Origin of the sequence: Demequina salsinemoris (genome assembly GCF_000974805.1) — a bacterium.
GTDB lineage: Bacteria > Actinomycetota > Actinomycetes > Actinomycetales > Demequinaceae > Demequina > Demequina salsinemoris.
In genome coordinates, this window is the sequence record NZ_BBQZ01000001.1 from 473,639 (window position 1) to 496,181 (window position 22,543).

Consider the following 22,543-nt stretch of genomic DNA (forward strand, 5'->3'; position numbering starts at 1 on the left):
CCACCCCGCCCCGCACGGTCGGGGACCCGTCCCCGAGGCCTGCTCCGGCATCGTCCCGGCGATCCGGCCTAGGGTGGCGATATGCGCATCGACCTGCACCTGCACTCGACCGTCTCCGACGGCACGGGCTCGCCCGCGCAGGTCATGCGCGAGGCCGCGGAGGCGGGGCTCGACGTGGTCGCGCTCGCGGACCACGACGCGATGGACGGCTGGGACGAGGCGCAGGCCGAGGCCGACGCGCGCGGGCTGCGGCTCATCCCCGCGATCGAGGTCTCGGCCCGTCACCGTTGGGTGTCGGTCCACATGCTCGCGTACTGGCCACGCCGGGACGATGCGACGCTCGGGGCGATGCTCGCGAGGACCCAGGAGGCGCGGGTCGGGCGGGCTCGGGAGATCGTCGAGAAGATCGCTGTCGACTACCCGCTGGACTGGGAGGACGTCGAGGCGCGCGCGGGGGTGTCGGCGACCGTCGGCAGGCCACACATCGCCGATGCCCTGGTGGAGCGCGGCGCCTTCCAGACCAGGGATGAGGTGTTCGCGCACGTCCTCAAGAACGGCTCCCCGTACTACGTGCCGCATTACGCGCCCGAGGTCGAGGAGGCGATCGGCGTGATCCGCGCGGCGGGAGGGGTCGCGGTGTTCGCGCATCCCGGCGCGCATGCGCGGGGCAAGACCGTGCCCGACTGGGCGATCGCGGAGCTCGCCAAGGCGGGGCTGGCGGGCCTCGAGGTCGACCACCGTGACCACGACGAGGCCACGCGGGCGCATCTCGCGACGCTCGCCGAGAGGTACGGGCTGCTCCAGACCGGATCCTCCGACTACCACGGGACCGGCAAGCTCAACCGGCTCGGCGAGAACCTCACCGCTCCCGAGGTGCTCGAGGCGCTGGAGGCGCTCAGGGGCTGACAGGCTGAGGTGCTGCGGCGACGTCGGCGCGTCGTCTGTGCCGCATCGTCCCTGCCCGTCGCCTGCCAGTTCGTCGCCGCACGTCCTGCACACACCTGACCGTGCGCACGGCGTGTCGGGGCCGCGACACGCCTGGTGCAGTGCGAAACGTGTGCAGGACGTGCGGAGCCGGGTTGCGCTGAGGGCTGCGAGGAGCGCTCCGTGACGGGGTTGACACGACGAAGGCCGGGCCGCTCCCGAAGGAGCGACCCGGCCTTCGTCGTGTCTGAAGTCTTACTCGGCGGCGGGCTGAGCCTGCGGGGCCTGGCCCTCACCGGAACCGCCGCCCGAGCCGCCACGACGGCGACGTCGACGGTTGCGCTTGGGACGGTCGCCCTCGGCCTTCGGTGCGGCGTCGGACGCGGCAGGCGCGTCCGTGCGCGGGCCACGGCCCTCGCCCGAGCCGGAGCCGCCACCGGAGCCGGAACCACCACGACGACGGTTGCGTCCGCCGCCCTCGCGGCCACCCTCGGAACGGCCTCCACGACCGCCCTCGGAACGACCACCGCGGCCGCCGTCACGGCCGCCACGACGCTCACCGCCGCCGGCGTGCTTCTTGCCGGTCTCGCCGAGGTCCTCGAGCTCCTCGCCCTCGAGGCCCTCGAGGACCTGCTTGTCCTTGGGCAGGCGGCCCTTGGTGCCGGCGGGGATGTCGAGGTCCTCGAACAGGTGCGGGGACGACGAGTAGGTCTCGACGGGCTCGGGGTAGCCGAGGTCGAGCGCCTTGTCGATGAGCGACCAGCGGGGGATCTCGTCCCAGTCCACGAAGGTGACGGCGGTGCCGGTCTTGCCCGCGCGGCCGGTGCGGCCGATGCGGTGCAGGTAGGTCTTCTCATCCTCGGGGCACTGGTAGTTGATGACGTGAGTGACGTCGTCGACGTCGATGCCTCGCGCTGCGACGTCGGTCGCGACGAGCACGTCCACCTTGCCGTGACGGAACGCGCGCAGCGCCTGCTCGCGGGCGCCCTGGCCCAGGTCGCCGTGGATCGCGCCGGCCGCGAAGCCGCGGTCGCGCAGCTCGTCGGAGACCTTGGCGGCGGTGCGCTTGGTGCGCGCGAACACGACGGTGCGGCCGCGGCCCTCGGACTGCAGGATGCGGGCGACGACCTCGACCTTGTCGAGCGCGTGAGCGCGGTAGACGACCTGCTTGATCGCCTTGACGGTGGCGCCCGAGTCCTCGGGGTCGTTCGCGCGGATGTGCGTGGGCTGGATCATGTAGCGGCGCGCGAGGGTCACGACGGCGCCCGGCATGGTGGCCGAGAACAGCATCGTGTGGCGCGACGCGGGAGTCGCGGCGAGGATCTTCTCGACGTCGGGCAGGAAGCCCAGGTCGAGCATCTCGTCGGCCTCGTCGAGCACGACGGTCTTGACGTAGCGCAGGTCCAGGTGGCCCTGGTTGAGCAGGTCGATCACGCGGCCGGGGGTGCCGACGACCACCTCGACGCCCTTGTTCAGCGTCTCGATCTGCGGCTCGTAGGCGCGGCCTCCATAGATCTGCGCGATGCGCACCGAGCGCTTCTTCGACGCGGTCTCGAGGTCGCCCGCGACCTGGACGGCGAGCTCGCGGGTCGGCGCGATGACGACGGCCTGGGGCTTGCCCTGCGCGTCCTCGAGGCCGTCCCAGCCGTCCTCGCCCGGCGCGATCGCGCGGTGGAGCAGCGGGATGCCGAAGCCGAGGGTCTTGCCGGTTCCGGTCTTCGCCTGGCCGATGATGTCGTGACCGCCGAGCGCGACCGGCAGCGTCATGGCCTGGATCGGGAACGGCGCGACGATGCCCTTCTCGGCGAGCGCCTCGACGATCAGCGGGTTGACGTCGAAGTCGGCGAACGACTTGTCTGCGGTCTGCACGGAAGCGTGCGTGTCTGTCATGTGGTTTCCCTGCGGTGGGGCGCCCCGGGGAGGCGCGATCGGTGGCAGCCGATCGCGAACTTCCTTCAGTGCGGGGCCGCCGTCTACGGGGCCCGAGCGCTTCACATGACGACCGGTCAGCCTGGTGTCGTGGACAAGTGTACCGTGCGGCCCTTTCGGAGCGAAGAGGCCCATGGCAGAGTGGCTTGGGTGCGGATCGTGGTGATGGGCGTGACCGGATGCGGCAAGAGCACCGTGGGGGTGAGGCTCGCCTCATCCCTCGGGAGCGAGTTCGGGGACGCCGACGATCTCCATGCGCCCGAGGCCGTCGCGAAGATGTCGCGGGGCGAGCCCCTGGACGATGCGGATCGGTGGCCATGGCTCGACCGGGTCGGGGCGTGGCTGGGCGACAGGGACGATGCGGTGGTCGCCTGCTCGGCGCTCCGGCGCGCCTATCGCGACCGCTTGCGGGACGCATCGTCCGGGCCGCTGTTCTTCATCCACCTGACCGCGCCGATCGAGGCGCTCGAGGAGCGCGTGGTCGCGCGCTCGCGCGACACCGGGCACTTCGCGGGGGCGAGCCTGCTCGAGTCGCAGTTCGCGACGCTCGAGCCGCTCCAAGGCGACGAGGACGGGCTCACGATCGACATCGCCCACGCGGATCCCGAGCAGGCGGTCGACTACGCGCGTCAGGTGCTCGCCTGAAGGAGCCTGCTTGGCGACGGAGGTCGCCAGGAGTCGTCAGCGAGCGTCAGGCCTCGAAACCGACGCGGTGACGCTCCTCCTGGCCGATCTCCACATAGCCGAGCGCATCGGCGGGGATGAGGATGCGGCGCCCCTTGTCCGCGGTGAGGTCGAGCATCGACCCACCCGAGGCCGCGGCGACGGCCTTGGCGACCTCGTCGGCGCTCATCGTGGTCTCGAACGAGAGCTCACGGGCGACGTTGCGCACACCGATCCTGATTTCCACCTGGCACCTCCGAGTACGGCTGGGACGTTTCCTGGCTCTATCGTAGGGGGATGGAACGCGAGCGCCGGGGCCTGTTCGCGCCCAGGAGAATCGACCCGCTCACGGCGGTGAAGGTCCTGCTCGTCGTGGTTCTCGGGTTCGCGATCGGCGTCGGCGGCGGGTGGTTGGCCATCCAGGCCCCCGACCTCTACCGGTCGATGAACGAGCCCGAGCCGAGCCCGACGCCGTCGGTCACCCCGAGCCCGATCCCCAGCCTCTCCGTCGAACCGTCCCCCGAGCCGGCGATCACGCGAGCGCTCGACGAGGACGACACGGAGGCGGGGATCGTCGATGTCGACGTCCCGTTCCGCGCGGACGAGACCTTCACAGCGGTGTCGGGCACCGAGGAGTCGTCGGGCACCGCCGCCGCGACCCGCTGGGTGCGGATCGAGGTCGAGGACGGGCTCGACGTCAACGTCTTCAAGCTGTCCGAGTTCGTCATGGACACGCTCAACGACAATCGAGGGTGGGGCAGCGGAGGGACGATCGAGTTCCTCCGCACCGATGGGGTTCCTGACGCCCGCATCGTGATCGCGAGCCCGCGCACCGCAGCCGCGCTGTGCAGCGACCCGAAGTCAGGGCTCGCGTCGGGGCCCGTCGTCGAGGGATCCGCGGAGCCGTCCGAGTCCGCTGACGAGGAGCTCGACGTCACGACGGTCGCCTCCTCGTGCGCCGCCGCAGGCATCATGGTGGTCTCGCTCTACGACTGGACCGCGGGGCTCGACGTCTATGCGGATGCGAGGCAGGACTCGCGGCGCTATGTGCTCACCCACTTCGCGGGATTCCTGCTGGGACACGGCCAGGAGAAGTGCGGGAAGGGCCTCGCGAGCGTCATGGTGGACCAGACGTCGATGAAGGACTCGTGCACCGTGAACCCGTGGGCTTATCCCGACGCTGACCCCTCGCCGTCCGCGGAGCCGACCGCCTCGGCAGAGCCCGCGGCTTCGGCAGAGCCCGCGGCTTCGGCCTCGTCCTAGCGCGTCCGCATCTCATCGTGTCGGACCCCCGTGGTGGGATGTCCCCATGAACCCGACCGGCCTGCTCGCGCCCACCCTCGTCGCCTCGCGGCCGGTGCCCGAGCCCGAGCTCGACGCTGAGCAGAGCAGCGCGCTCGACGCGGTGAGGCGCACGTCAGGTGACATCGCGGTGATCGGCGGGGCCGGGACAGGGAAGACCACGCTCGCTGTCGCTCTCGCCGCGGACGCGGTGCGGTCAGGGCTCCCCGCGCGCCGGCTGCTCGTGATCGCCGCGACTCGCCAGGCCGCGGGCGTCATGCGGGACAGGGTGGCGCACGCGATCGCCGGTCCGCTCGGCGAGCCGGTGGTGCGCACCGCGCCGTCGGTCGCCTTCGAGGTCCTCGTGAACGAGTCCCTCGCGCTCGGGATACCGCGCCCGTCGCTCGTCTCCGGCGCGGAGCAGGACGTCGTGCTCCATGATCTGCTCGAGGGCCACGCCAACGGTCGCGTCGCCCCGCTCGACTGGCGCGGGGTCGTGCCCGCAGAGGCGACCCTGCTTCCGGGCTTCCGTGAGGAGCTGCGCAACGTGCTCATGCGCGCGGCCGAACGCGGCCTCGCCTCCGACGAGCTCGCGCTCCTGGGCGAGCGATGCGGACGGCCCGAATGGCAGGCCGCTGCCGAGATCTACCAGGAGTACGAGGACGTGCTCGCGCTCGGGTCGATGACGGTGGACCAGGGCGATCGCTTCGACCCCGCGTCCGTCGTCTCGCGGGCGACGATGGTGCTCGAGCAGTGGGACGAGATCGTCGGGGCCGACGCGCCCGCGCCGTCGTGGGACCTGGTGATCGTCGACGACGCGCACGACGCGACAGCCGCCACGTACGCCTTCCTCCGGCAGCTCTCCAGCCGGGGGACGCGTCTCGTGCTGCTGGGCAACTCCGACGAGTCGGTGCAGGGCTACCGGGGCGCGGTCCCCGACGCGCTCGCGGACCTCGCGGGCAGCGCCGCGGCGAGGATCGAGCTCGCGGTCGACCACCGGCAGCCCGCGCCGCTCGCCGCGGTGAGCGCCAGGGTCGCGGAGCGCATCGGGGTCAAGGGGGCGGCGAGCGCGCGCGAGGCGGTGAGGCGCGCGTCCTCCGCCGAGACGGACGATGCGCCGGTGACGGTGCTCACCGCGCCGCACCGATACGCGCAGTCGCGCGCGATCGCGGCGGAGCTCCGCAACTCGAGGCACGGCTTCGACGGTCCCGAGGTGCCATGGGGGCGCATGGTCGTCATCGCCAGGTCCACCGCGCTCCTCAGATCGGTGCGCTCGGACCTGCTCGCGGCCGACGTGCCATGCGAGGCGCTGGGAGAAGGCACCGCGCTGCACCTCGAGCCCGCGATCGCGCCGCTGCTCACGCTCCTGCGCGTCGCCCTCGGCGAGGAGTGGGACGAGGACAAGGCGCTCGCGGTCCTGGGCTCACGGCTCATCGGTCTCGATCCGGTGGCGGTGCGGCGACTGCGCCGCGCGCTCGTGCGCGAGGAGCGCGCGGGCGGCGGCTTGCGCTCCAGCGTGGAGCTGCTCGTCGAGGCCATGGAGGACCCCGCCCGGTGGGCTTCGCTCGACGGACCGGAGGCGCGGCAGGCGGAACGGGCGTCCCGCGCGGCCGTCGCCGCGGGGGAGCGGCGTGCTCAGGCAGGCGCGAGCCCCGGCGCGGTGATCTGGGCGGCCTGGGAGTCGCTCGGTGTCGCGGAGACGTGGCGTGAGGCCGCGCTCGCGGGGTCGGCCAGGGACGACGCCGACCTCGACGCCGTGATCGCGCTGCTGCGCGCCGCGCAGACGTACACCGAGCGCCTTCCGAGCGCGCCGCTCGCCTCCTTCCTCGAGTACCTCGAGGGGCAGGACTTCGCCGCCGACTCGCTGGGTGCCCAGGGGCGTACCCCCGACGCCGTCTCGTTCTGCACGCCGGCATCCGCCGCAGGCCGGGAGTGGGACGTGGTCGTGATCGCGGGCCTCGAGGAGGGCGTGTGGCCGAACCTGCGGCTGCGCGACTCCGTCCTGGGCGCACAGACGCTCGCCGAGGTGCTCGACGCGGGTGGGCTCGCCTCGGAGGAGGCGGTCGGCCTGGCCCGAGGTCCGCGCGACCTCCACGCCGCGCGTCGGGCCGTGCTCGACGACGAGACGAGGGCCCTCCTCGTCGCCGTGTCGCGGGCGCGCTCCCGGCTCGTGCTCACGGCGGTCGAGGATGCCGAGTCGCAGCCCTCGCGGTTCCTGTCCCTCGTCGCCGACTCCGCAGGAGTGGAGAGCCGCAGCACGGCGGGTGCGCGCGGAGTCTCGGATCTGCGTGCCGCGGTCGGCTGGCTGCGCGCCGAAGGCCTGGGCGCCGTCGCGAGGCTCGAGGAGGAGCCCGGCGACGCCGAGGCTCTCGCGAGGCTCGAAGGCGTGGCCGCGCAGCTCGCCGACCTCGCGACGAAGGGCATCCCCGGCGCGCACCCGAAGCATTGGCACGGCGTGGCGGCGCCATCCACGGAGGAGCCGTTCTGGGAGCCCGACGCGCAGGTCCGCGTCTCGCCGTCGCGCATCGACTCGATCCGCGCGTGTCCGCTCAAGTGGGCGCTCGAGTCCGCGGGCGGCACGACCGAGAGCACCGATGCCCAGAACGTCGGGCTGCTCGTCCACGCGATCGCCGAGGCCTTCCCCGAGGGCGGCGAGGCGGCGATGCTCGCGATGCTCGACGACCGATGGGCCGAGATCGGCGGACGCGAGACCTGGATGGAGCGCGAGGCCTACTCGCGTGCGCAGGACATGGTGCGGCGACTGTCTGGATACCTCAAGGACGTGCGAGCGGACTCGGTGCTGCTCGAGCAGGGCTTCAGGGTGGAGCTCGGACGGGCACTCGTGTCGGGACTCGCGGACCGCGTGGAGATCCACGGCGACCAGGCCAGGGTCGTCGACCTCAAGACGGGAAGGACCGTCTCCGCCGCCGAGGCCGAGGACCACGGTCAGCTCATGATGTACCAGCTCGTCGCCGGCGCCGGGGCGTTCCCTGGCGTCGCGCGAGCCTCGGACGCGGCGCTCGTGTTCGTCGGAGGCTCGACGCTCAAGGCGAGCGTGCGCAAGCAGTCGCCGATCGACGAGACCACGGCCAGGCAGGTGCTCGACGACGCCGTCGCCGACATGACCGCGGAGAGATTCGCCGCCCGGCCGAACGCGATGTGCGACCACTGTCCGATCAGGCGGTCCTGTCCCGCCCACGCCGCAGGAAGGCAGGTGAGCGACTCGTGACGGTCGAGACCCACGCGATGCCCGGGATCGTGATCCCGCACCATCGCTCCGCGCTCGAACTCGCGCAGATCATCGACCCTGGCAGGACGCCCACCGGCGAGCAGCTCGCGATCATCGGTGCGGGGATCGAGCCGACGCTCGTGGTCGCGGGAGCCGGCTCCGGCAAGACCGAGACGCTGTCGATGCGCATCGTCTACCTGCTCGACCACGCGGACGAGCTGTTCGGGCGCCCGATCAGCCCGGACGAGATCCTGTGCCTCACCTTCACGCGCAAGGCCGCGGCGGAGATCGCCGAGCGCGCCGACGAGCGCATCTCCCGGGTGTGGGACAGGACCACGGGAGTGGACGGCTCCGAGCGGATCGTGAGAGATCCCGAGCGCCCTGCGCCGACCGTCGCGACCTACAACGCCTACGCCGCCGCGCTCGCGGCCGAGCACGGGCTGCGCGTCGGGGTGGACCCCGACTCGACCGTGCTGACCGACGCCGCCCTGTGGCAGCTCGCGTCGCTGACCCTCGAGGAGTGGACGGTATCCCTCGACACCGACAACGCCGCGGGCACCGTGCGGTCGGCGCTTCCCCGGCTGTCGGCGCAGCTGCGCGAGCACGGCGTCTCCACCGCCAGGCTCCGGGCCTACCTCGACGAGATGAGCGTCGCCTTCGCCTCGCTGCCGAAGAAGGTCGGCGACGCGGCTCCTACAGCGATGACGAAGACGCTCGCGGGGCGGATCAAGGCGGTGCGCACGCTGCGCGCCATGGCGGACCTCGTCGACGACTTCCGCAGGCGCAAGCATGAGGGCGCTCTGCTGGACTTCTCGGATCAGGTCGCCACCGCGGTCGAGCTCGCGCAGATCCCCGCGGTGAGGGACGCGGAGCGGGCCCGCTTCCGCGCGGTCCTGCTCGACGAGTTCCAGGACACCTCACCGGCGCAGCTCGACCTGTTCGTCAAGCTGTTCGGAAGAGACTTCCCGATGATGGCAGTCGGCGACCCGAACCAGGCGATCTACGGGTTCCGCGGCGCCTCGGCCGCCGCGCTCGAGGACTTCAAGCGGCTGCTCGACGCCCGCGACGCCTCGCTCACGGTGTCCTGGCGCAACGAGGCGAGCGTGCTCCACGCCGCGAACGCCTCGGTGGATCCGCTGCGCGAGGCGACGACCGTCGACGTCAAGCCGCTCATGTCCAAGGGAGAGCATCTCGGCATCCCCGAGCCGACGAGGCTCGCCCCCGGCGTGACGGCCCACATGGCCGAGACCCTTGAGGACGAGGCGACGAACGTCGTCGACTTCATCATCGCGCGCCGCGAGGAGCTCGGCCACGGACCCGACTCGACGGTCGAGGCGGCGGTGCTGTGCAGGCGACGCGCCACGATCCCCGGCATCGTCGACGCGCTCACCGCGCGCGGCATCGACTACGAGGTCGTCGGGCTCGGGGGCCTCCTCGACACGCCCGACGTCGCCGACCTCGTCGCGCTGCTCGAGGCCGCCCACGACCCGTCTCGCGGCGACTCCCTCATGCGGCTGCTCACCTCCGAGCGCGTCAACCTCGGACCGCGTGACCTGATGGCGCTTCAGGACTGGGCCGAGCATCTCGCGGGCCCGAGGGCGACCCGCGAGGGCGGGGCGAGCATCGTCGACGCGCTCGCCCAGGAGCCACCGACGGACTTCGCGTTCGACGGTCGCGCCCTGACGCACGAGGCGCGCGACCGGCTGAGGTCCCTTCAGCGGACGATCGACCAGATCCGTCAGCACACCTACCTGCCGCTCACCGAGCTGATCGCGTTCACCGAGCGGGTGTGGGGACTCGACATCGAGGCGGACGTCGCGAGCCCCGACGGTCGCATCCGACGCAACGTCGACGCGTTCCTCGACGCCGCGAGGAGCTTCGCACAGGGAGCGGAGCACGCCACGCTCGGCGCGTTCCTGCACTGGCTCGACGCCGCGCGGAGCGAGGAGAGAGGCCTCGACGCGCCCGTGAAGGACCCCGAGCCCGGAGCGGTGCAGATCCTCACCGTGCACGCCGCGAAGGGTCTCGAGTGGGACGTCGTCGCGGTCCCCGGAGCGGTCGAGGACGCCTTCCCGTCCGTCACCCGCTCGAAGGGCGCGTGGCTCTCGGGCGACCCCGAGGTTCCGTGGGAGCTGCGCATGGACGCGCGGTCGCTGCCGGTCTGGGGATGGCGAGACGCCCAGGACCACGCGAGCCTCGCCGAATCGATCGACGAGTTCCGCGAGGCAGCGGGCGACCACGCGGTCGACGAGGAGCGGCGGCTGTTCTACGTGGCGCTCACCCGCGCCCGCAGCCACGTGCTCGTCTCGGGTTCCTGGTACACGGAGGGCAAGAAGCCACGCAGCCCCTCGCAGTTCATCGATGAGCTCTGCGAGGCGGGCATCGTCAGCGACGCCGGCTGGGCGTCGAGGCCCGAGGCGGACCAGGAGCCTCCCGCGCCGCGAGTCGAGGAGGGTGTGTGGCCCCGTCCCGAGACCGAGCCGCAGCGTCGGCGTCGCGCGCTCGCCCGACGGGTCGCGGCGGTGGAGCCCGGCTCGACGCCCGCCGGCGTCGAGCTTCCGCTGGCCGCCGAGATCGCCGCGATGCTCGCCGAGGGGCGGGCGAGGCACGGAGGCGCCGACGAGCTCGCGATGCCTTCGCATCTGTCGACCTCGGCGCTCGTCGCGATGCGCCGCGACCGGGACCAGTTCGCGCGACAGCTGCGCCGACCCGTCCCGCAGGAGCCGACCCTCGCGGCTCATCGCGGCTCCGCGCTCCACGCGTGGATCGAGTCGCGCTATGGCCAGACCGCGCTGTTCGGTGAGGACGATCTCGGGCCCGACGAGCAGCACGCGGTGGACCTCGACGAGCTCAAGGCCACCTTCGAGGCGTCCGAGTGGGCCAAGCGGGTGCCGACCGACATCGAGGTGGACGTGGAGCTGCCCGTCGGAGGCGTATCGGTGCGCTCGCGCATCGACGCTGTCTTCCCCGCAGGAGGAGGGCTCGAGCGCGTCACGGTCGTGGACTGGAAGTCCGGCCGGCCACCTCGAGACGACGACGAGCGCGCCGCTCGCGAGGTGCAGCTGGCGATGTACCGGCTCGCGTGGTCCGAGCGCACGGGACTGCCGCTCGAGGAGGTGGACGCGGCCTTCTACTACGTGGCGGCGGACGCGACGGTGAGGCCTGAGCGACTGCTGGACAGGGGGGAGATCGAGGACCTCATCCGAGGTGATGCCGGCGCGACGGCCTAGGCAGCGGGCTCGGGGTCCCCGCCCTCGGGCTCGGCCTCGACGTCGCTCTCCTCGAACAGGAGCGCCTCAAGATCGGCGAGCATGCCCTTGCCGTCGGCGATGATCGCGTCGTCCTCGGTGCGCACCCCGTACATGAGCCAGCGCAGCAGCGCCATCTCGGAGGACAGCCGCGCGCGGTCGAGCAGGTGCGGGTCGCGTGTCTCGCGGCGGGCCATGCCGTAGGCCTCGACGACCGAGTCGAGCACATCTTCGGGGGCCGACGCGACGAGCCAGGCCAGGTCGTCGGCCGGGTCCGCGACGCGCGCATCCATCCAATCCACGATGCCCGAGATCAGCTCCTCGCGGACGAGCAGCTGGTGCTCTCCCATGTCACCGTGGACCACCGTCGGCTCGAAGCGCCACCACGAGACGTTCTCGAGCTGCCTCTCCCAGCGATCCGCGAGGCGCGGGGGGACGAATCCCGTCTGCACGCCCGCGTCCAGCTCGGCGAGACGACGCTCGCGGTGCTCCTCGGCCGAGTACGAGGCAAGACCCAGGTCCTCGACCAGCTGCGGCGGCAGCTCATGCACCGACGCGAGAGCCTTGCCGATCGACGCGGCGAGGCCCGGTCCGCCGACGACCTCGGCGAGCACGAGCGGCGCCCCTGGCGCCTCCTTGTAGACGATCGCGCGGCCCTCGCCGTCCGACAGCGTCGCGGCTCCTGCGGGGATCGGCACCGCGAAGGTCACGAGCCCCGCGTCCTTCGCACGCGCGAGCGCCTGCAGCAGGCCGCGCTCCGCCTCGAGCGCCGCGCCGGCGGCCGCCCGTCTCGGGGCGCGCACCAGCCACCGGCGACCGGTGGCGTCCTTGACGACGACCACATCGAAGTCGGCGTCGGAGTGCGGCGAGCGGAGGACGTCGTAGACGTCCAGCCCTGGCACCGCTACCGACGCCAGCGCCGCAAGGGCGAGCGGTGAACGAGGCACGCCCTCACATTAGGACGAACCAGGCATCATCGCCATGGACCACGCCGGGGGACCGGTGTGGTGCGGGAGTACGGTGGAGCCGTGAGCGACCCGTGGACCAGGCCTGACCCCCTCCTCATCGATCGTGCGACCGAGCGTCGCGACTCCTTCGATCCCGGGGGAGCGACCGCGATCGTCGTGACGGGGGGCCGGCTTCTGACCTCTGCGGCTCGGCTCGTCGAGCTTCTTCCGGGCGAGCACCCGGAGGCGGCGCTCACCCTGTACTTGGGACATGAGGCGGGACGCGACCTGGTTGCGATCGTGCCCGCCGACCCCTCCTTCGCCGACGGCTATGACGGCATCGGCGGCGAGCGGCTCGTCGGCCTGCGGGACCTGTTGAAGCCGTTCGCCGAGCGTGGCGCTGAGGGCGTGCGGGACCGCGAGCTCGGGGCGACGGCCGTCGCGCTCGAGCAGTGGCACGCGGCCCACGGCCACTGCGCCCGGTGCGGCGCTGCCACCGAGTCGATCAAGGGCGGATGGGTGCGGCGGTGCCCCGCCGACGACCGCGAGCACTACCCGCGCGTCGACCCCGCCGTCATCGTGGCGATCACCGATCCCGACGACCGCCTCCTGCTCGCGCACGCCGCGCACTGGGGCCCGCAGCGGTTCTCGATCCTCGCGGGCTACGTGGAGCCGGGGGAGACCTTCGAGCAGGCGGTCCACCGCGAGGTGTGGGAGGAGGTGCAGGTGCGTCTCACGGACGTCGCCTACGCCGGGTCGCAGCCGTGGCCGTTCCCCGCCTCGGTGATGGTCGGCTTCACAGCGCGCACGGACGCGACGAGCGCGACCGTCGACGGCGTCGAGATCACCGAGGCGCGGTTCGTCTCCCGCGAGGAGGTCGTCGCGCTGGTCGCCGACGGCGAGGTCGTGCTCGCCCCGCACGGTTCGATCGCCCGCCGGCTGATCGAGGCCTGGCACGGCGGCCCGATCCAGGACCGGGTGCCCGACGACAAGATCGACGTCTGAGCATCGCGCCCGGGAATCGGCCTGGGCGTCGCCCCGGGCGACCGTACGCGACCGCCGTCGTCCCCGTGGCCGGGCCCGCCCCGCATCGTCCCCAGCCGTGCCTCGGAAGCGTCGGCGCTGTCAGCCCCGGCTGACACAATGCCTGTGATGTCATCCGATCAGATCCTCGAAGCGCTCGACCCGGAGCAGCGCGAGGTCGCCACCGCCCTCCACGGGCCCGTGTGCGTCCTCGCGGGCGCGGGCACGGGCAAGACTCGCGCCATCACGCACCGCATCGCCTACGGCGTGCGGGTGTCGGCGTACAACCCGCAGTCGGTGCTCGCCGTGACGTTCACGGCCCGCGCCGCGGGGGAGATGCGCCAGCGGCTGCGCGCGCTTGGCGCGGGCGGAGTGCAGGCCCGCACGTTCCACGCGGCGGCGCTGCGTCAGCTGAGCTACTTCTGGCCGCAGGCGGTCGGGGGCCAGATCCCGCAGCTCGTGGAGCACAAGGCGCCGTTGATCGGCCGCGCAGCGCGCCAGGTCGGGCTGAGCCTCGATCGCCTTGCGGTGCGCGACCTGGCGAGCGAGATCGAGTGGGCCAAGGTGTCGCTCGTGGCCGCCGAGGACTACGTGCGCGTCGCGGCCGACCAGGGGCGGCCGGCTCCTGCGGGGCTCGACCGCCTCCAGGTGGTCGACGCGATGCGCGCCTACGAGGAGGCGAAGACCGAGGCCGTGGTCCTCGACTTCGAGGACATCCTGCTCCTGCTCGCCGACATCATCGGCCGTCATCCCGAGGTGGGCGACACGATCCGCAGGCAGTACCGGCACTTCGTCGTCGACGAGTACCAGGACGTCTCGCCCCTCCAGCAGTTCCTCCTCGACCAGTGGCTCGGCGGGCGCGAGGACCTGTGCGTGGTCGGCGACCCGGCGCAGACCATCTACTCCTTCGCGGGCGCGACCCCGCGCCACCTGCTCGAGTTCGCGCGCCGCTACCCGGCCGCCCAGACGGTCAAGCTCGTGCGCGACTATCGCTCGACGCCGCAGGTGGTGAACCTCGCCAACGGGCTGATGGCCAGGCGCGGCGCGGCGGGGATGGGCGTCGAGCTCGTCGCCCAGCGGCCGTCCGGTCCCGCGGTCGGCTTCAAGGCCTACCCGGACGATGCGGCGGAGGCGGCCGGCGTCGCGGACGCCGCGCAGGCGCTCATCGCCTCGGGCGTGGCGGCGAGCGAGATCGCGATCCTGTACCGGATCAACAGCCAGTCCGAGCTGCTCGAGGAGGCGCTCGCGGAGCGCGGCATCGGCTACCTCGTGCGCGGCGGCCAGCGGTTCTTCGACCGCGATGAGGTGAAGCGGGCGATGGTGCTGCTGCGTGCGGCGGCCGTGGCGCCGGACGATGCGCCGCTCGGCGAGCAGGTGCGGTCCGCGCTGTCGGACATCGGCTGGGCGGAGAAGCCTCCGGCCGAGCGCGGCGCCGTGCGTGAGCGGTGGGACAACCTGCAGGCGCTCGTGCAGCTCGCGGATGACCTGGACTCGGACGCCGGCGGTCAGATGACGATGCGCGAGCTCGTCGAGCACCTCGTGGAGCGCGCGCAGGCGCAGCATGCGCCGTCGGTCGAGGGTGTGACGCTCACGACCGTCCACGCCGCGAAGGGCCTCGAGTGGGACGCGGTGTTCCTGGTCGGCTGCTCGGAGGGGCTGATGCCGATCTCCATGGCGGAGACGGATGAGGCGATCGAGGAGGAGCGCCGGCTGCTGTACGTCGCGATCACCCGCGCGCGCGAGCACCTGGCGCTGTCGTTCGCCCGCGCGCGTCGTGAGGGCGGCAAGGCGACGCGCAAGCGCACGCGGTTCCTCGAGAAGTGGTGGCCCGACGCGGCCCCGGCGCGCGCGCCTCGCCGTTCCAACAAGGCCGAGCTCGCGGAGCTCGACGTGGACCAGCTGCGCCTGTTCGACGCGCTCAAGCAGTGGCGGTACGCGATCGCCCAGGAGACGGGCAAGCCGGCGTTCACGGTGCTCGTGGACGCGTCGCTGGTGCAGATCGCGCGCGACCGGCCCGGCACGCGCGGCGACCTCGCCAAGGTGAACGGCGTCGGCGCGTCGAAGCTCGAGAAGTACGGTCTCGACATCCTCGGGATCGTCGCCGAGCACTGAGGCACACGCGGGTCTCCGACGTCAGCCTGCAGCGCCGCACCCGCAGTCCGCCCGAGGCGAGACGGGCGCGGGACGGGGCGCCCCTCCCAGGACGATGCGCCACGCCTCGTTGGACGGCGCGCCGCCGCGCAGGGCCCGGATGACGAGACGCGATGCAGCGGCCACGATGTCGGGCACGATCTCCGGTAGCGGACGAGGGCGGCGCCCCGACAGCTGGTCGAGCAGCAGCGGCCAGTCCGGGTCCACAGCGGTCCGCTCGAGGGCGAGGCAGCGTCCGCACGCGGTCGCCCCAGGCACGACGAGGGGCCCGACGGTCGCGCCCGCCTCATCGACCGCGATGAGCAGATGCGGGGTCCCGTCGTGCTCCCATGCGGCGGTCGCGTGGCGCGCCGCCCCGCCCAGCGAGATGAGCACCGTCAGCGTCGGGTCCGACGCGTCGACGACGCTCGCGCGCGGCAGTCGTTCCCTCACGGACCATGCGGCCCCACCCGCGCACGTCGAGACCAGCGCGCGCCGGGGGTACAGGCCCGGCTCGTCGTGCGCGGGGCGCCGGTCGGAGAACGCGACCGTGATCCCACACGCGGCGAGCGCGGAGCCGAGCTCGAGGCCGATCCTGCCCGCGCCGTGGATCGCCACGACGCCCGCGGGCGGCTCCTCCTCCTCGACGAGCAGCCCTGCCTCGGCTAGCCGCGCGCCCGCGTCGCCGAGCAGGGCGCACTCGTCCGCGCCGATCGGGGTGCTCTCCGCTGCGATGACGACGGGCCGCTCGGTCTCGCTCAGCGCGGCGAGCCGGACGGGCACGGACGTACCGACCTGGGTGGTGCCGTCCGGGCGGGCCAGCACCGGGGCGCAGGGGGCGAGTCTCATGCGGCGATGCTCGCACCTGGCGCGGGCGCGAGGACGTTGTCCACAGGCGCCGCGGTGGCCACAGCGTCGTCCACAGCCCCGACGTCCCTCGGCCACTGCATCGTTCCTGGACCCACGCATAGTCGTGGAAGGCGAACGTCCCCGAACGCGAAGAAGCGGGCCGCCCCGTGAGGGACGGCCCGCTTCTGTCAGCTTCGGTGGGCGCTTACGCCTTGCCGAGGATGCGGTTCAGCTTGGTGCCGCAGACGGGGCAGACGCCCTTCGCCATGCGACGGTCGTTCGAGACGACGACGTCGCCCTCAGCCTCGCGCTTCTCCTTGCACTTGACGCAGTAGAACTCGCCCTGCCACTTCTCGTCGGCCATGAGTCCCTCCTCATTCGTAAGGCGCGGCCGGTGGCCGCGCATCGATCGGTCTGCTGGACCTTCGCCCCCCAGCGTAGACGCGAGGTGCGGCGAAAGGTCGTCATCTCAGCACGCCGTGTCGCGGCGCGTCGAGCGGACCGCTAGAGCCTAAGGCACGCCTGCGGCCGTGCGCGACCGCTACCGGTCCGTGTCCGGGTCGGGTTCGCCACCCGCGTCGTCCCCGCCCGCATCGTCCGCGCCCCCGCCGAGGAGCTTCTCGAGCTCGCGGTCCATCTCGTCCTCCTGGTCGCCCGAGACCCGGCGCTCGACCCACGCGGACCAGTCCTCGAGGTCCGTCGCGGTGGGCAGCAGGTCGGGATGCGACCACACCTCGTCGCGCGCGGAGGGTCCGGCCTTGGAGGCGAGCGACGCCCACATCGCGGCGGCGTCGCGCATGCGGCGCGGACGCAGCTCGAGCCCGAGCAGGGTCGCGAAGGTGTCCTCCGCGGGCCCGCCGGCCGCGCGACGGCGGCGCATCATCTCGCCGAGCTGGCTGAGCGACGCGAGGTGCGGGGCCGCGGCGCGCATCGTGACGTCCTGAACCCAGCCCTCGACGAGCGCGAGGAGGGTCTCGATCGACTCGAGCGTCGCGGTCTGCTCCTCCGAGTGCTCGGGCGCGAAGATGCCGCGCGTGAGGGCCTTCTGCAGCTTGGCGGGGTCGCCGACGCCCGCGTCGCGGACGGCCTCGTCGAGCGCGTCGGCGTCGATCGCGATGCCCTGCGAGTAGCGCTCGATCAGGGAATGGAGCTTGGCCTGGAGCCACGGTGCGGCCTGGAACAGGCGCACGTGCGCGGCCTCGCGCAGCGCGAGGAATGCCTTCACCTCGCGCTCATCGACGCCCTCGAGCCCGCGCGCGAACTCCTCGACCGCATGCGGCACGATCGCGACCCGGGCCTCCGCCAGCAGCGGGATCCCCAGGTCGGTGGCGCCGAACGCCTCGCGAGCCATCTCCCCGGCGGCCTGGCCGACGTGCATGCCGCACACCGTGGGGCTCACGGAGGACAGCATCGCGCGGCCCTGCTCGCCGAGCAGCGCGTTCGTCGGATCGTCGGGGTCGTCCGACGCGGCGAGCTCCCGTCCCAGCACGCCGCCGAGCGCCTGCGAGACGCTCACCGCGACGGGGCCCGCGAGCGAGCGCCACGTGGGAAGCGTCGCCTCGACCCACTCCGCGCGGCTCCACACGCGCGGCTCGAGGCGCGACGGGTCCAGATCGGTCGCGGCGTCGAGCCACAGCTCTGCCTCGGACACGACCGCCCGGTGCTCCGACGCGACTGCGGCCGAGACCGTGGGATCACCGCCCTGCGCCGCGACGCCGCGCGCGACGTCGTGCGCGAGCTGCCAGTTGACGTCCTGCCCGTCGCCCTGGGACAGCAGCGTCCTGATCTGGCGCAGGACGTGGTCCATCATCGCGGGCGAGGCGCTCATGCCGGAGGCCTGCGCGAGCGCCTGCGGGTCCATGCCCATGCGCTGAAGCTCGGCGAGCGCCTCGTCGGCGTCGTCTCCGAAGAGCTCGCGCAGGAGGCGCATCCACGGGGTCTCGTCGTCGGTCACGTCGTCTCCTCGGCGCTCGGGCGGCGTCCGCGGTTGCGTCGCCTTCACTCAAGGTAACGTCCGGGCGGGGTGATTGGGTCTCGCGTTCGCTATGGGCAATGATGGGGCGGTGACCGACGAGACGACGCCCGACCCCGTGGAGACGTTCAACGCCTTGTACGAGGCGGATGAACCAGTCGTCACGCGCCGCGAGCGGGTGATGGGGATCTCCGGTCTCACGACGAGCGCCCTGGTCGCGCTCATGGTGATCCTCCCGTCGCCCTACGCGATCGGCGGCCCCGGTCCCACCTACGACACCCTGTCCACGACGGACGACGGCGCGCTCGTCACGATCTCAGGCGCGGAGACCTACGAGCCCTCGGGCGAGCTGCGGCTCACGACCGTCTCGGTCCAGGACGCCGGGTCGACGTTCATGACGATGGGCTCGGTGCTGCGCGGCTACCTGTCCGGGAGCCAGTACACGACGCCCCGCGAGCTGGTCTTCGGCAGCACCGAGGAGGACGCCGAGGAGGCGGAGCAGGAGTCCGCGGAGCAGTGGGTGACGTCGCAGGAGGCCGCGACGGTCGCCGCGCTCGAGGCGCTCGGCACCGAGGTGTCCGCGACGCTCACCGTCGCTCAGGTGCTCTCCGGTTCCGACGCTTCCGGCAAGCTCGAGGAGGGCGACGTGATCCTCGCGGTCGACGGCGAGGACCTTGACGGCTTCACCGACCTGGCGGACGCGATCGCGGGTCACGCCGTCGGGGACGAGCTCACCGTGACCGTCGACCGCGACGGCGAGGAGCAGGACGTGACGTTCGCGCTCGTCGATGACGGCACAGGCTCCCCGGTGATGGGGATCCTCGTGGACCCCGAGTTCGACCTCCCGATCGACGTCGAGGTCGCGATCGACACGGTCGGCGGCCCGAGCGCCGGGCTCATGTTCACACTCGGAATCATGGATCTCCTCACCGAGGACGACGAGCTGAACGGCGCCCTCGTCGCCGGCACCGGCACGATCTCGTCGACGGGGCAGGTCGGGGCGATCGGAGGCATCGACCTCAAGATGCTGGGCGCCCAGCGCGACGGCGCGGAGTGGTTCCTGGCCCCGGTGGACAACTGCGACGAGGTCGTCGGGCACATTCCTGACGGGCTGTCCGTTGTCGCGGTGGAGGACATCGACGACGCCTACGACGCCATCGTCGCGATCGGTGCAGGTCAGACGGACGACCTGCCGACGTGCGAGGCTGTGGCAGGCTAGTCGGAAGCACCTTCGGGCCGTCGCGCGGCGGCTCGACCGATGAGCTCGTGAGGACCGACAGTGACGTTCGCCGCAGACGGCAACCAGCCCAGCCCACCACGCCCTATCCGTGTGCCGCAGCGACGCAGCCCGCTCGCGATCACGGCGATCGTGGTCGGCGTCATCGTCGTCCTGGCGGTGGTCGCGGCCAACATCTGGACCGAGATCGCCTGGTATGACCAGCTCGACTTCTCCGAGGTCGTGTGGGTCCAGTGGATCACCCGCGGGGTGCTGTTCCTGATCTTCGGCGGGCTCGCGGCCGGCGCCGTGTGGCTGTCGCTGTTCCTGGCCAAGCGCGCGCGTCCCGCGCGCAGCGAGGCGCAGTCGAGCCTGGACCGCTATCGCGAGCAGATCGAGCCGCTTGAGCGCGCCGTCACCATCTCGCTGCCGCTGTTCGTCGGCCTCATCGCGGGCGGCGCCATGTCGTCGCAGTGGCAGACGTTCCAGCTCTTCCTCCACCGCCAGTCGTTCGGCACCGAGGACCCCCAGTTCGGCCTTGACGCCGGCTTCTACGTCTTCACGCTCCCGGCGCTCAACTCGATCGTCGCCTACGTGCTCACGATCTCGATCCTGTGCGCGATCGTCGCCGCCTTCGTCCACCTGCTGTACGGGTCCATCTCGGGCGGCGGCCGACGCTTCATCGCCTCGCGGGGCGCGCGCATCCAGCTGTCCGTGATCGGCTTGATCGTGATGCTCTCGGTCGCGGCGAACTACTGGCTCGACCGGTACAGCCTGCTGACCAAGCAGGGTGACCTCATCTACGGCGCGACGTACACCGACGTGAACGCTGTGCTGCCGTCGCGCACGATCCTGGCGGGAATCGCCGTGATCGTCGGGCTCATGTTCCTCGTGGTCATCTGGCGCGCCGACTGGCGCATCCCGATCATCGGCGTCGGCCTCATGGTGATCGCCGCGGTCGCGATCGGCGGGATCTACCCCGCGATCGTGCAGCGCTTCCAGGTGAACCCGAACCAGCAGGAGCTCGAGACCGACTACATCCAGCGCAACATCGATGCGACCCTCACGTCGTACGGCATCGATGACGTGGAGATCACGCAGTACGACGCGACGACGGAGGCCGACGCCTCCGCGCTGCGCGCCGACGCGGACACCACCGCGCAGATCCGCCTGCTCGACCCGAGCATCGTCGCTCCCGCGTTCCAGCAGCTCCAGCAGAACAAGCAGTACTACACGTTCGAGGACGAGCTGAACGTCGACCGCTACGACATCGACGGCGAGAGCCAGGACACCGTGATCGCGGTGCGCGAGCTCAACATGGACGGTCTCGACGACTCGAGCCGCAACTGGGTCAACGAGACCACCGTCTACACGCACGGCTACGGCGTCGTCGCGGCCTACGGCAACGCGGTGACGTCGGACGGGCAGCCGTCGTTCTTCGAGGGCGGCATCCCGTCCTCCGGACTGCTCGGCGACTACGAGCCCCGCATCTACTTCGGTCAGAACCTGCCTGCCTACTCGATCGTGGGCGCGCCGGAGGGTGAGGGCGGCTGGGAGCTCGACTACCCGGACGACGACGCCGACAACGGCCAGCAGAACACCACGTACGAGGGTGATGGCGGGCCGTCGATCGGGAATCTGTTCGAGAAGCTCGCCTACGCGATCTCGTTCGGCGAGGAGCAGATCCTGTTCTCGGACCGCGTGACCTCGGAGTCGCAGGTGCTGTACTACCGCGACCCACTGGAGCGCGTCGCGAAGGTCGCCCCGTACCTCGAGCTCGACTCGACGGTGTACCCGGCTGTCGTCGACGGGCGCGTCGTGTGGGTGGTCGACGGCTACACGTCGACGTCGGAGTACCCATACGCGTCGCTCATCAACACGACCGGCCTGTTCGCGGGCGACGACTCGAGCCTGATCCAGACCACGCTCAACTACGTGCGCAACTCGGTGAAGGCGACCGTCGACGCGTACGACGGCACCGTGACGCTGTACGCGTGGGACGACGAGGACCCGATCCTCCAGGCGTGGGAGGACGTGTTCGGTTCGGAGATCCACCCGATCTCGGACATCTCCTCGGACCTCATGAGCCACCTGCGCTACCCGGAGGACCTGTTCGCGATCCAGCGCTATCAGCTGTCCGAGTACCACGTCACGGACGCGGCGTCGTTCTTCTCGCAGGGTGACTTCTGGCAGGTGCCCGAGGACCCCAACGACTCCACGAGCCTCCAGGACCCGTACTACCTGACGCTCCAGATGCCGGGTCAGGACGAGCCGACGTTCTCGCTGACCACCAACTTCATCCCGGCGGGAACGAGTCCACGCAACATCCTCACCGGCTATCTCGCCGTGAACTCGGAGACGGGTGACACCGCCGGCGAGGTCGACGAGGACTACGGCACGCTGCGCCTGATGGAGCTTCCACGCGACACGACCATCCCAGGCCCAGGCCAGGTGCAGAACAACTTCAACGCGGACTCCGACGCGCAGACGGTCCTGAACCTCCTGCGCTCGGGCGAGTCGACCGTCGACAACGGCAACCTGCTCACCCTTCCGGTCGGCGGCGGCCTGCTGTACGTGCAGCCCGTCTACGTCCAGGCGAGCAGCGGGACCCAGGTGCCGCTGCTGCGCAAGGTCTTCGTGTCCTTCGGCGACGAGGTCGGGTTCGCCGACACGCTCGCCGACGCGCTCGACCAGGTGTTCGGCGAGGGCGCGTCCGAGGGCGCGACCGATCCGGACGCCGGGGTCGACGGCGATGCCGTGGACGACGGGGTCGCGGACGATGCGGCCACGGACGACGGGACGACGGACTCGTCCGCCACGCCCGAGGCGACCGATTCGGCGTCCAGTTCCGCGACCAGCGAGCCGACCGAGACGGCGACGCCGGCCGAGACCACTCCTGCGGCGGCCGACGCGCAGGCGGCGCTCGACGAGGCGCTCTCCCGGGCCACCCAGGCCATCGAGGACGGCAACGCCGCGCTCGCGGACGGCGACTTCGCCGCCTACGGCGAGGCGCAGGACGCTCTTGACGAGGCGCTCCAGGACGCGGTGGCGGCCTCGGACGCGCTGGACGCCGCCACGGAGTAACGGCTCTACAAGGGACGATGCGGGGCCGGCGGGGCATTTGCCTCCCGG

Annotated in this window: 15 protein-coding genes; 9 read left to right on the top strand and 6 right to left on the bottom strand. The window is 71.9% G+C overall.

Going from position 1 to position 22,543, the window contains the following annotated elements:
• Positions 1 to 81: 81 nt before the first annotated feature.
• Positions 82 to 906 carry a PHP domain-containing protein gene (locus AOP78_RS02210; RefSeq protein ID WP_062200933.1) on the top strand — a complete coding sequence of 275 codons (825 nt, stop codon included), beginning with the start codon at positions 82 to 84 and terminating at the stop codon, positions 904 to 906.
• A 273-nt stretch (positions 907 to 1,179) separates the two neighbouring features.
• Here AOP78_RS02210 and AOP78_RS02215 read toward each other — a convergent pair whose 3' ends face one another.
• On the bottom strand, positions 1,180 to 2,814 hold the full coding sequence (locus AOP78_RS02215) for a DEAD/DEAH box helicase (RefSeq protein ID WP_083979705.1): 1,635 nt from the start codon (positions 2,812 to 2,814) through the stop codon (positions 1,180 to 1,182).
• 189 nt (positions 2,815 to 3,003) lie between these two features.
• On the opposite strand from AOP78_RS02215, the gene AOP78_RS02220 reads away from it, so the two are divergent.
• A complete protein-coding gene (locus AOP78_RS02220; protein ID WP_236685263.1) occupies positions 3,004 to 3,498 on the top strand; it encodes a gluconokinase in 495 nt (164 codons plus the stop codon).
• Positions 3,499 to 3,544: 46 nt separating this feature from the next.
• Here the strand turns inward: AOP78_RS02220 and AOP78_RS02225 are convergent, their stop codons facing one another.
• The gene (locus AOP78_RS02225; RefSeq protein ID WP_062200939.1) at positions 3,545 to 3,763 is read right to left on the bottom strand and encodes a DUF3107 domain-containing protein; all 219 of its coding nucleotides are present in this window, start codon (positions 3,761 to 3,763) and stop codon (positions 3,545 to 3,547) included.
• Between the two features lie 50 nt (positions 3,764 to 3,813).
• Between AOP78_RS02225 and AOP78_RS02230 the strand changes: the two genes are divergently transcribed.
• From AOP78_RS02230 to AOP78_RS02240, 3 genes are read left to right on the top strand one after another with little or no spacing between them, the layout of a single operon-like run.
• Positions 3,814 to 4,779, top strand: coding sequence for a DUF3152 domain-containing protein (locus AOP78_RS02230; RefSeq protein WP_062200942.1), 966 nt, complete (start codon positions 3,814 to 3,816; stop codon positions 4,777 to 4,779).
• Positions 4,780 to 4,825: 46 nt separating this feature from the next.
• A complete protein-coding gene (locus AOP78_RS02235; protein WP_062200944.1) occupies positions 4,826 to 8,026 on the top strand; it encodes an ATP-dependent helicase in 3,201 nt (1,066 codons plus the stop codon).
• Positions 8,023 to 11,256 carry an ATP-dependent helicase gene (locus AOP78_RS02240; RefSeq protein ID WP_062200946.1) on the top strand — a complete coding sequence of 1,078 codons (3,234 nt, stop codon included), beginning with the start codon at positions 8,023 to 8,025 and terminating at the stop codon, positions 11,254 to 11,256. The genes AOP78_RS02235 and AOP78_RS02240 overlap by 4 nt, the downstream gene beginning before the upstream one ends.
• Here the strand turns inward: AOP78_RS02240 and AOP78_RS02245 are convergent.
• A complete protein-coding gene (locus AOP78_RS02245; protein WP_062200949.1) occupies positions 11,253 to 12,221 on the bottom strand; it encodes a phosphotransferase in 969 nt (322 codons plus the stop codon). The two genes, AOP78_RS02240 and AOP78_RS02245, sit on opposite strands and share 4 nt — an antisense overlap.
• 81 nt (positions 12,222 to 12,302) lie before the next feature.
• Between AOP78_RS02245 and nudC the strand changes: the two genes are divergently transcribed.
• A complete protein-coding gene (gene nudC, locus AOP78_RS02250) occupies positions 12,303 to 13,226 on the top strand; it encodes an NAD(+) diphosphatase (protein ID WP_236685264.1) in 924 nt (307 codons plus the stop codon).
• Between the two features lie 147 nt (positions 13,227 to 13,373).
• Positions 13,374 to 15,356, top strand: a complete 1,983-nt coding sequence (locus tag AOP78_RS02255; protein ID WP_062200954.1) for an ATP-dependent helicase — start codon at positions 13,374 to 13,376, stop codon at positions 15,354 to 15,356.
• Between the two features lie 21 nt (positions 15,357 to 15,377).
• Here AOP78_RS02255 and AOP78_RS02260 read toward each other — a convergent pair whose 3' ends face one another.
• The 3 genes from AOP78_RS02260 to AOP78_RS02265 form a co-directional block, all read right to left on the bottom strand.
• A complete protein-coding gene (locus AOP78_RS02260; protein ID WP_152659365.1) occupies positions 15,378 to 16,223 on the bottom strand; it encodes a hypothetical protein in 846 nt (281 codons plus the stop codon).
• A 205-nt stretch (positions 16,224 to 16,428) separates the two neighbouring features.
• Positions 16,429 to 16,587 (bottom strand): DUF5679 domain-containing protein, encoded by a 159-nt coding sequence (locus tag AOP78_RS15345; RefSeq protein ID WP_169748441.1) that lies wholly within the window; start codon positions 16,585 to 16,587, stop codon positions 16,429 to 16,431.
• Between the two features lie 177 nt (positions 16,588 to 16,764).
• Complete coding sequence (locus tag AOP78_RS02265; RefSeq protein ID WP_236685265.1) at positions 16,765 to 18,177, bottom strand: zinc-dependent metalloprotease; 1,413 nt, start codon at positions 18,175 to 18,177, stop codon at positions 16,765 to 16,767.
• Positions 18,178 to 18,286: 109 nt separating this feature from the next.
• On the opposite strand from AOP78_RS02265, the gene AOP78_RS02270 reads away from it, so the two are divergent.
• Together AOP78_RS02270 and AOP78_RS02275 are read left to right on the top strand one after the other, a co-directional pair.
• Positions 18,287 to 19,414, top strand: a complete 1,128-nt coding sequence (locus AOP78_RS02270) for a YlbL family protein (protein ID WP_236685266.1) — start codon at positions 18,287 to 18,289, stop codon at positions 19,412 to 19,414.
• A 60-nt stretch (positions 19,415 to 19,474) separates the two neighbouring features.
• Positions 19,475 to 22,495, top strand: a complete 3,021-nt coding sequence (locus AOP78_RS02275) for a UPF0182 family membrane protein (protein ID WP_062200957.1) — start codon at positions 19,475 to 19,477, stop codon at positions 22,493 to 22,495.
• Positions 22,496 to 22,543 lie beyond the last annotated feature (48 nt).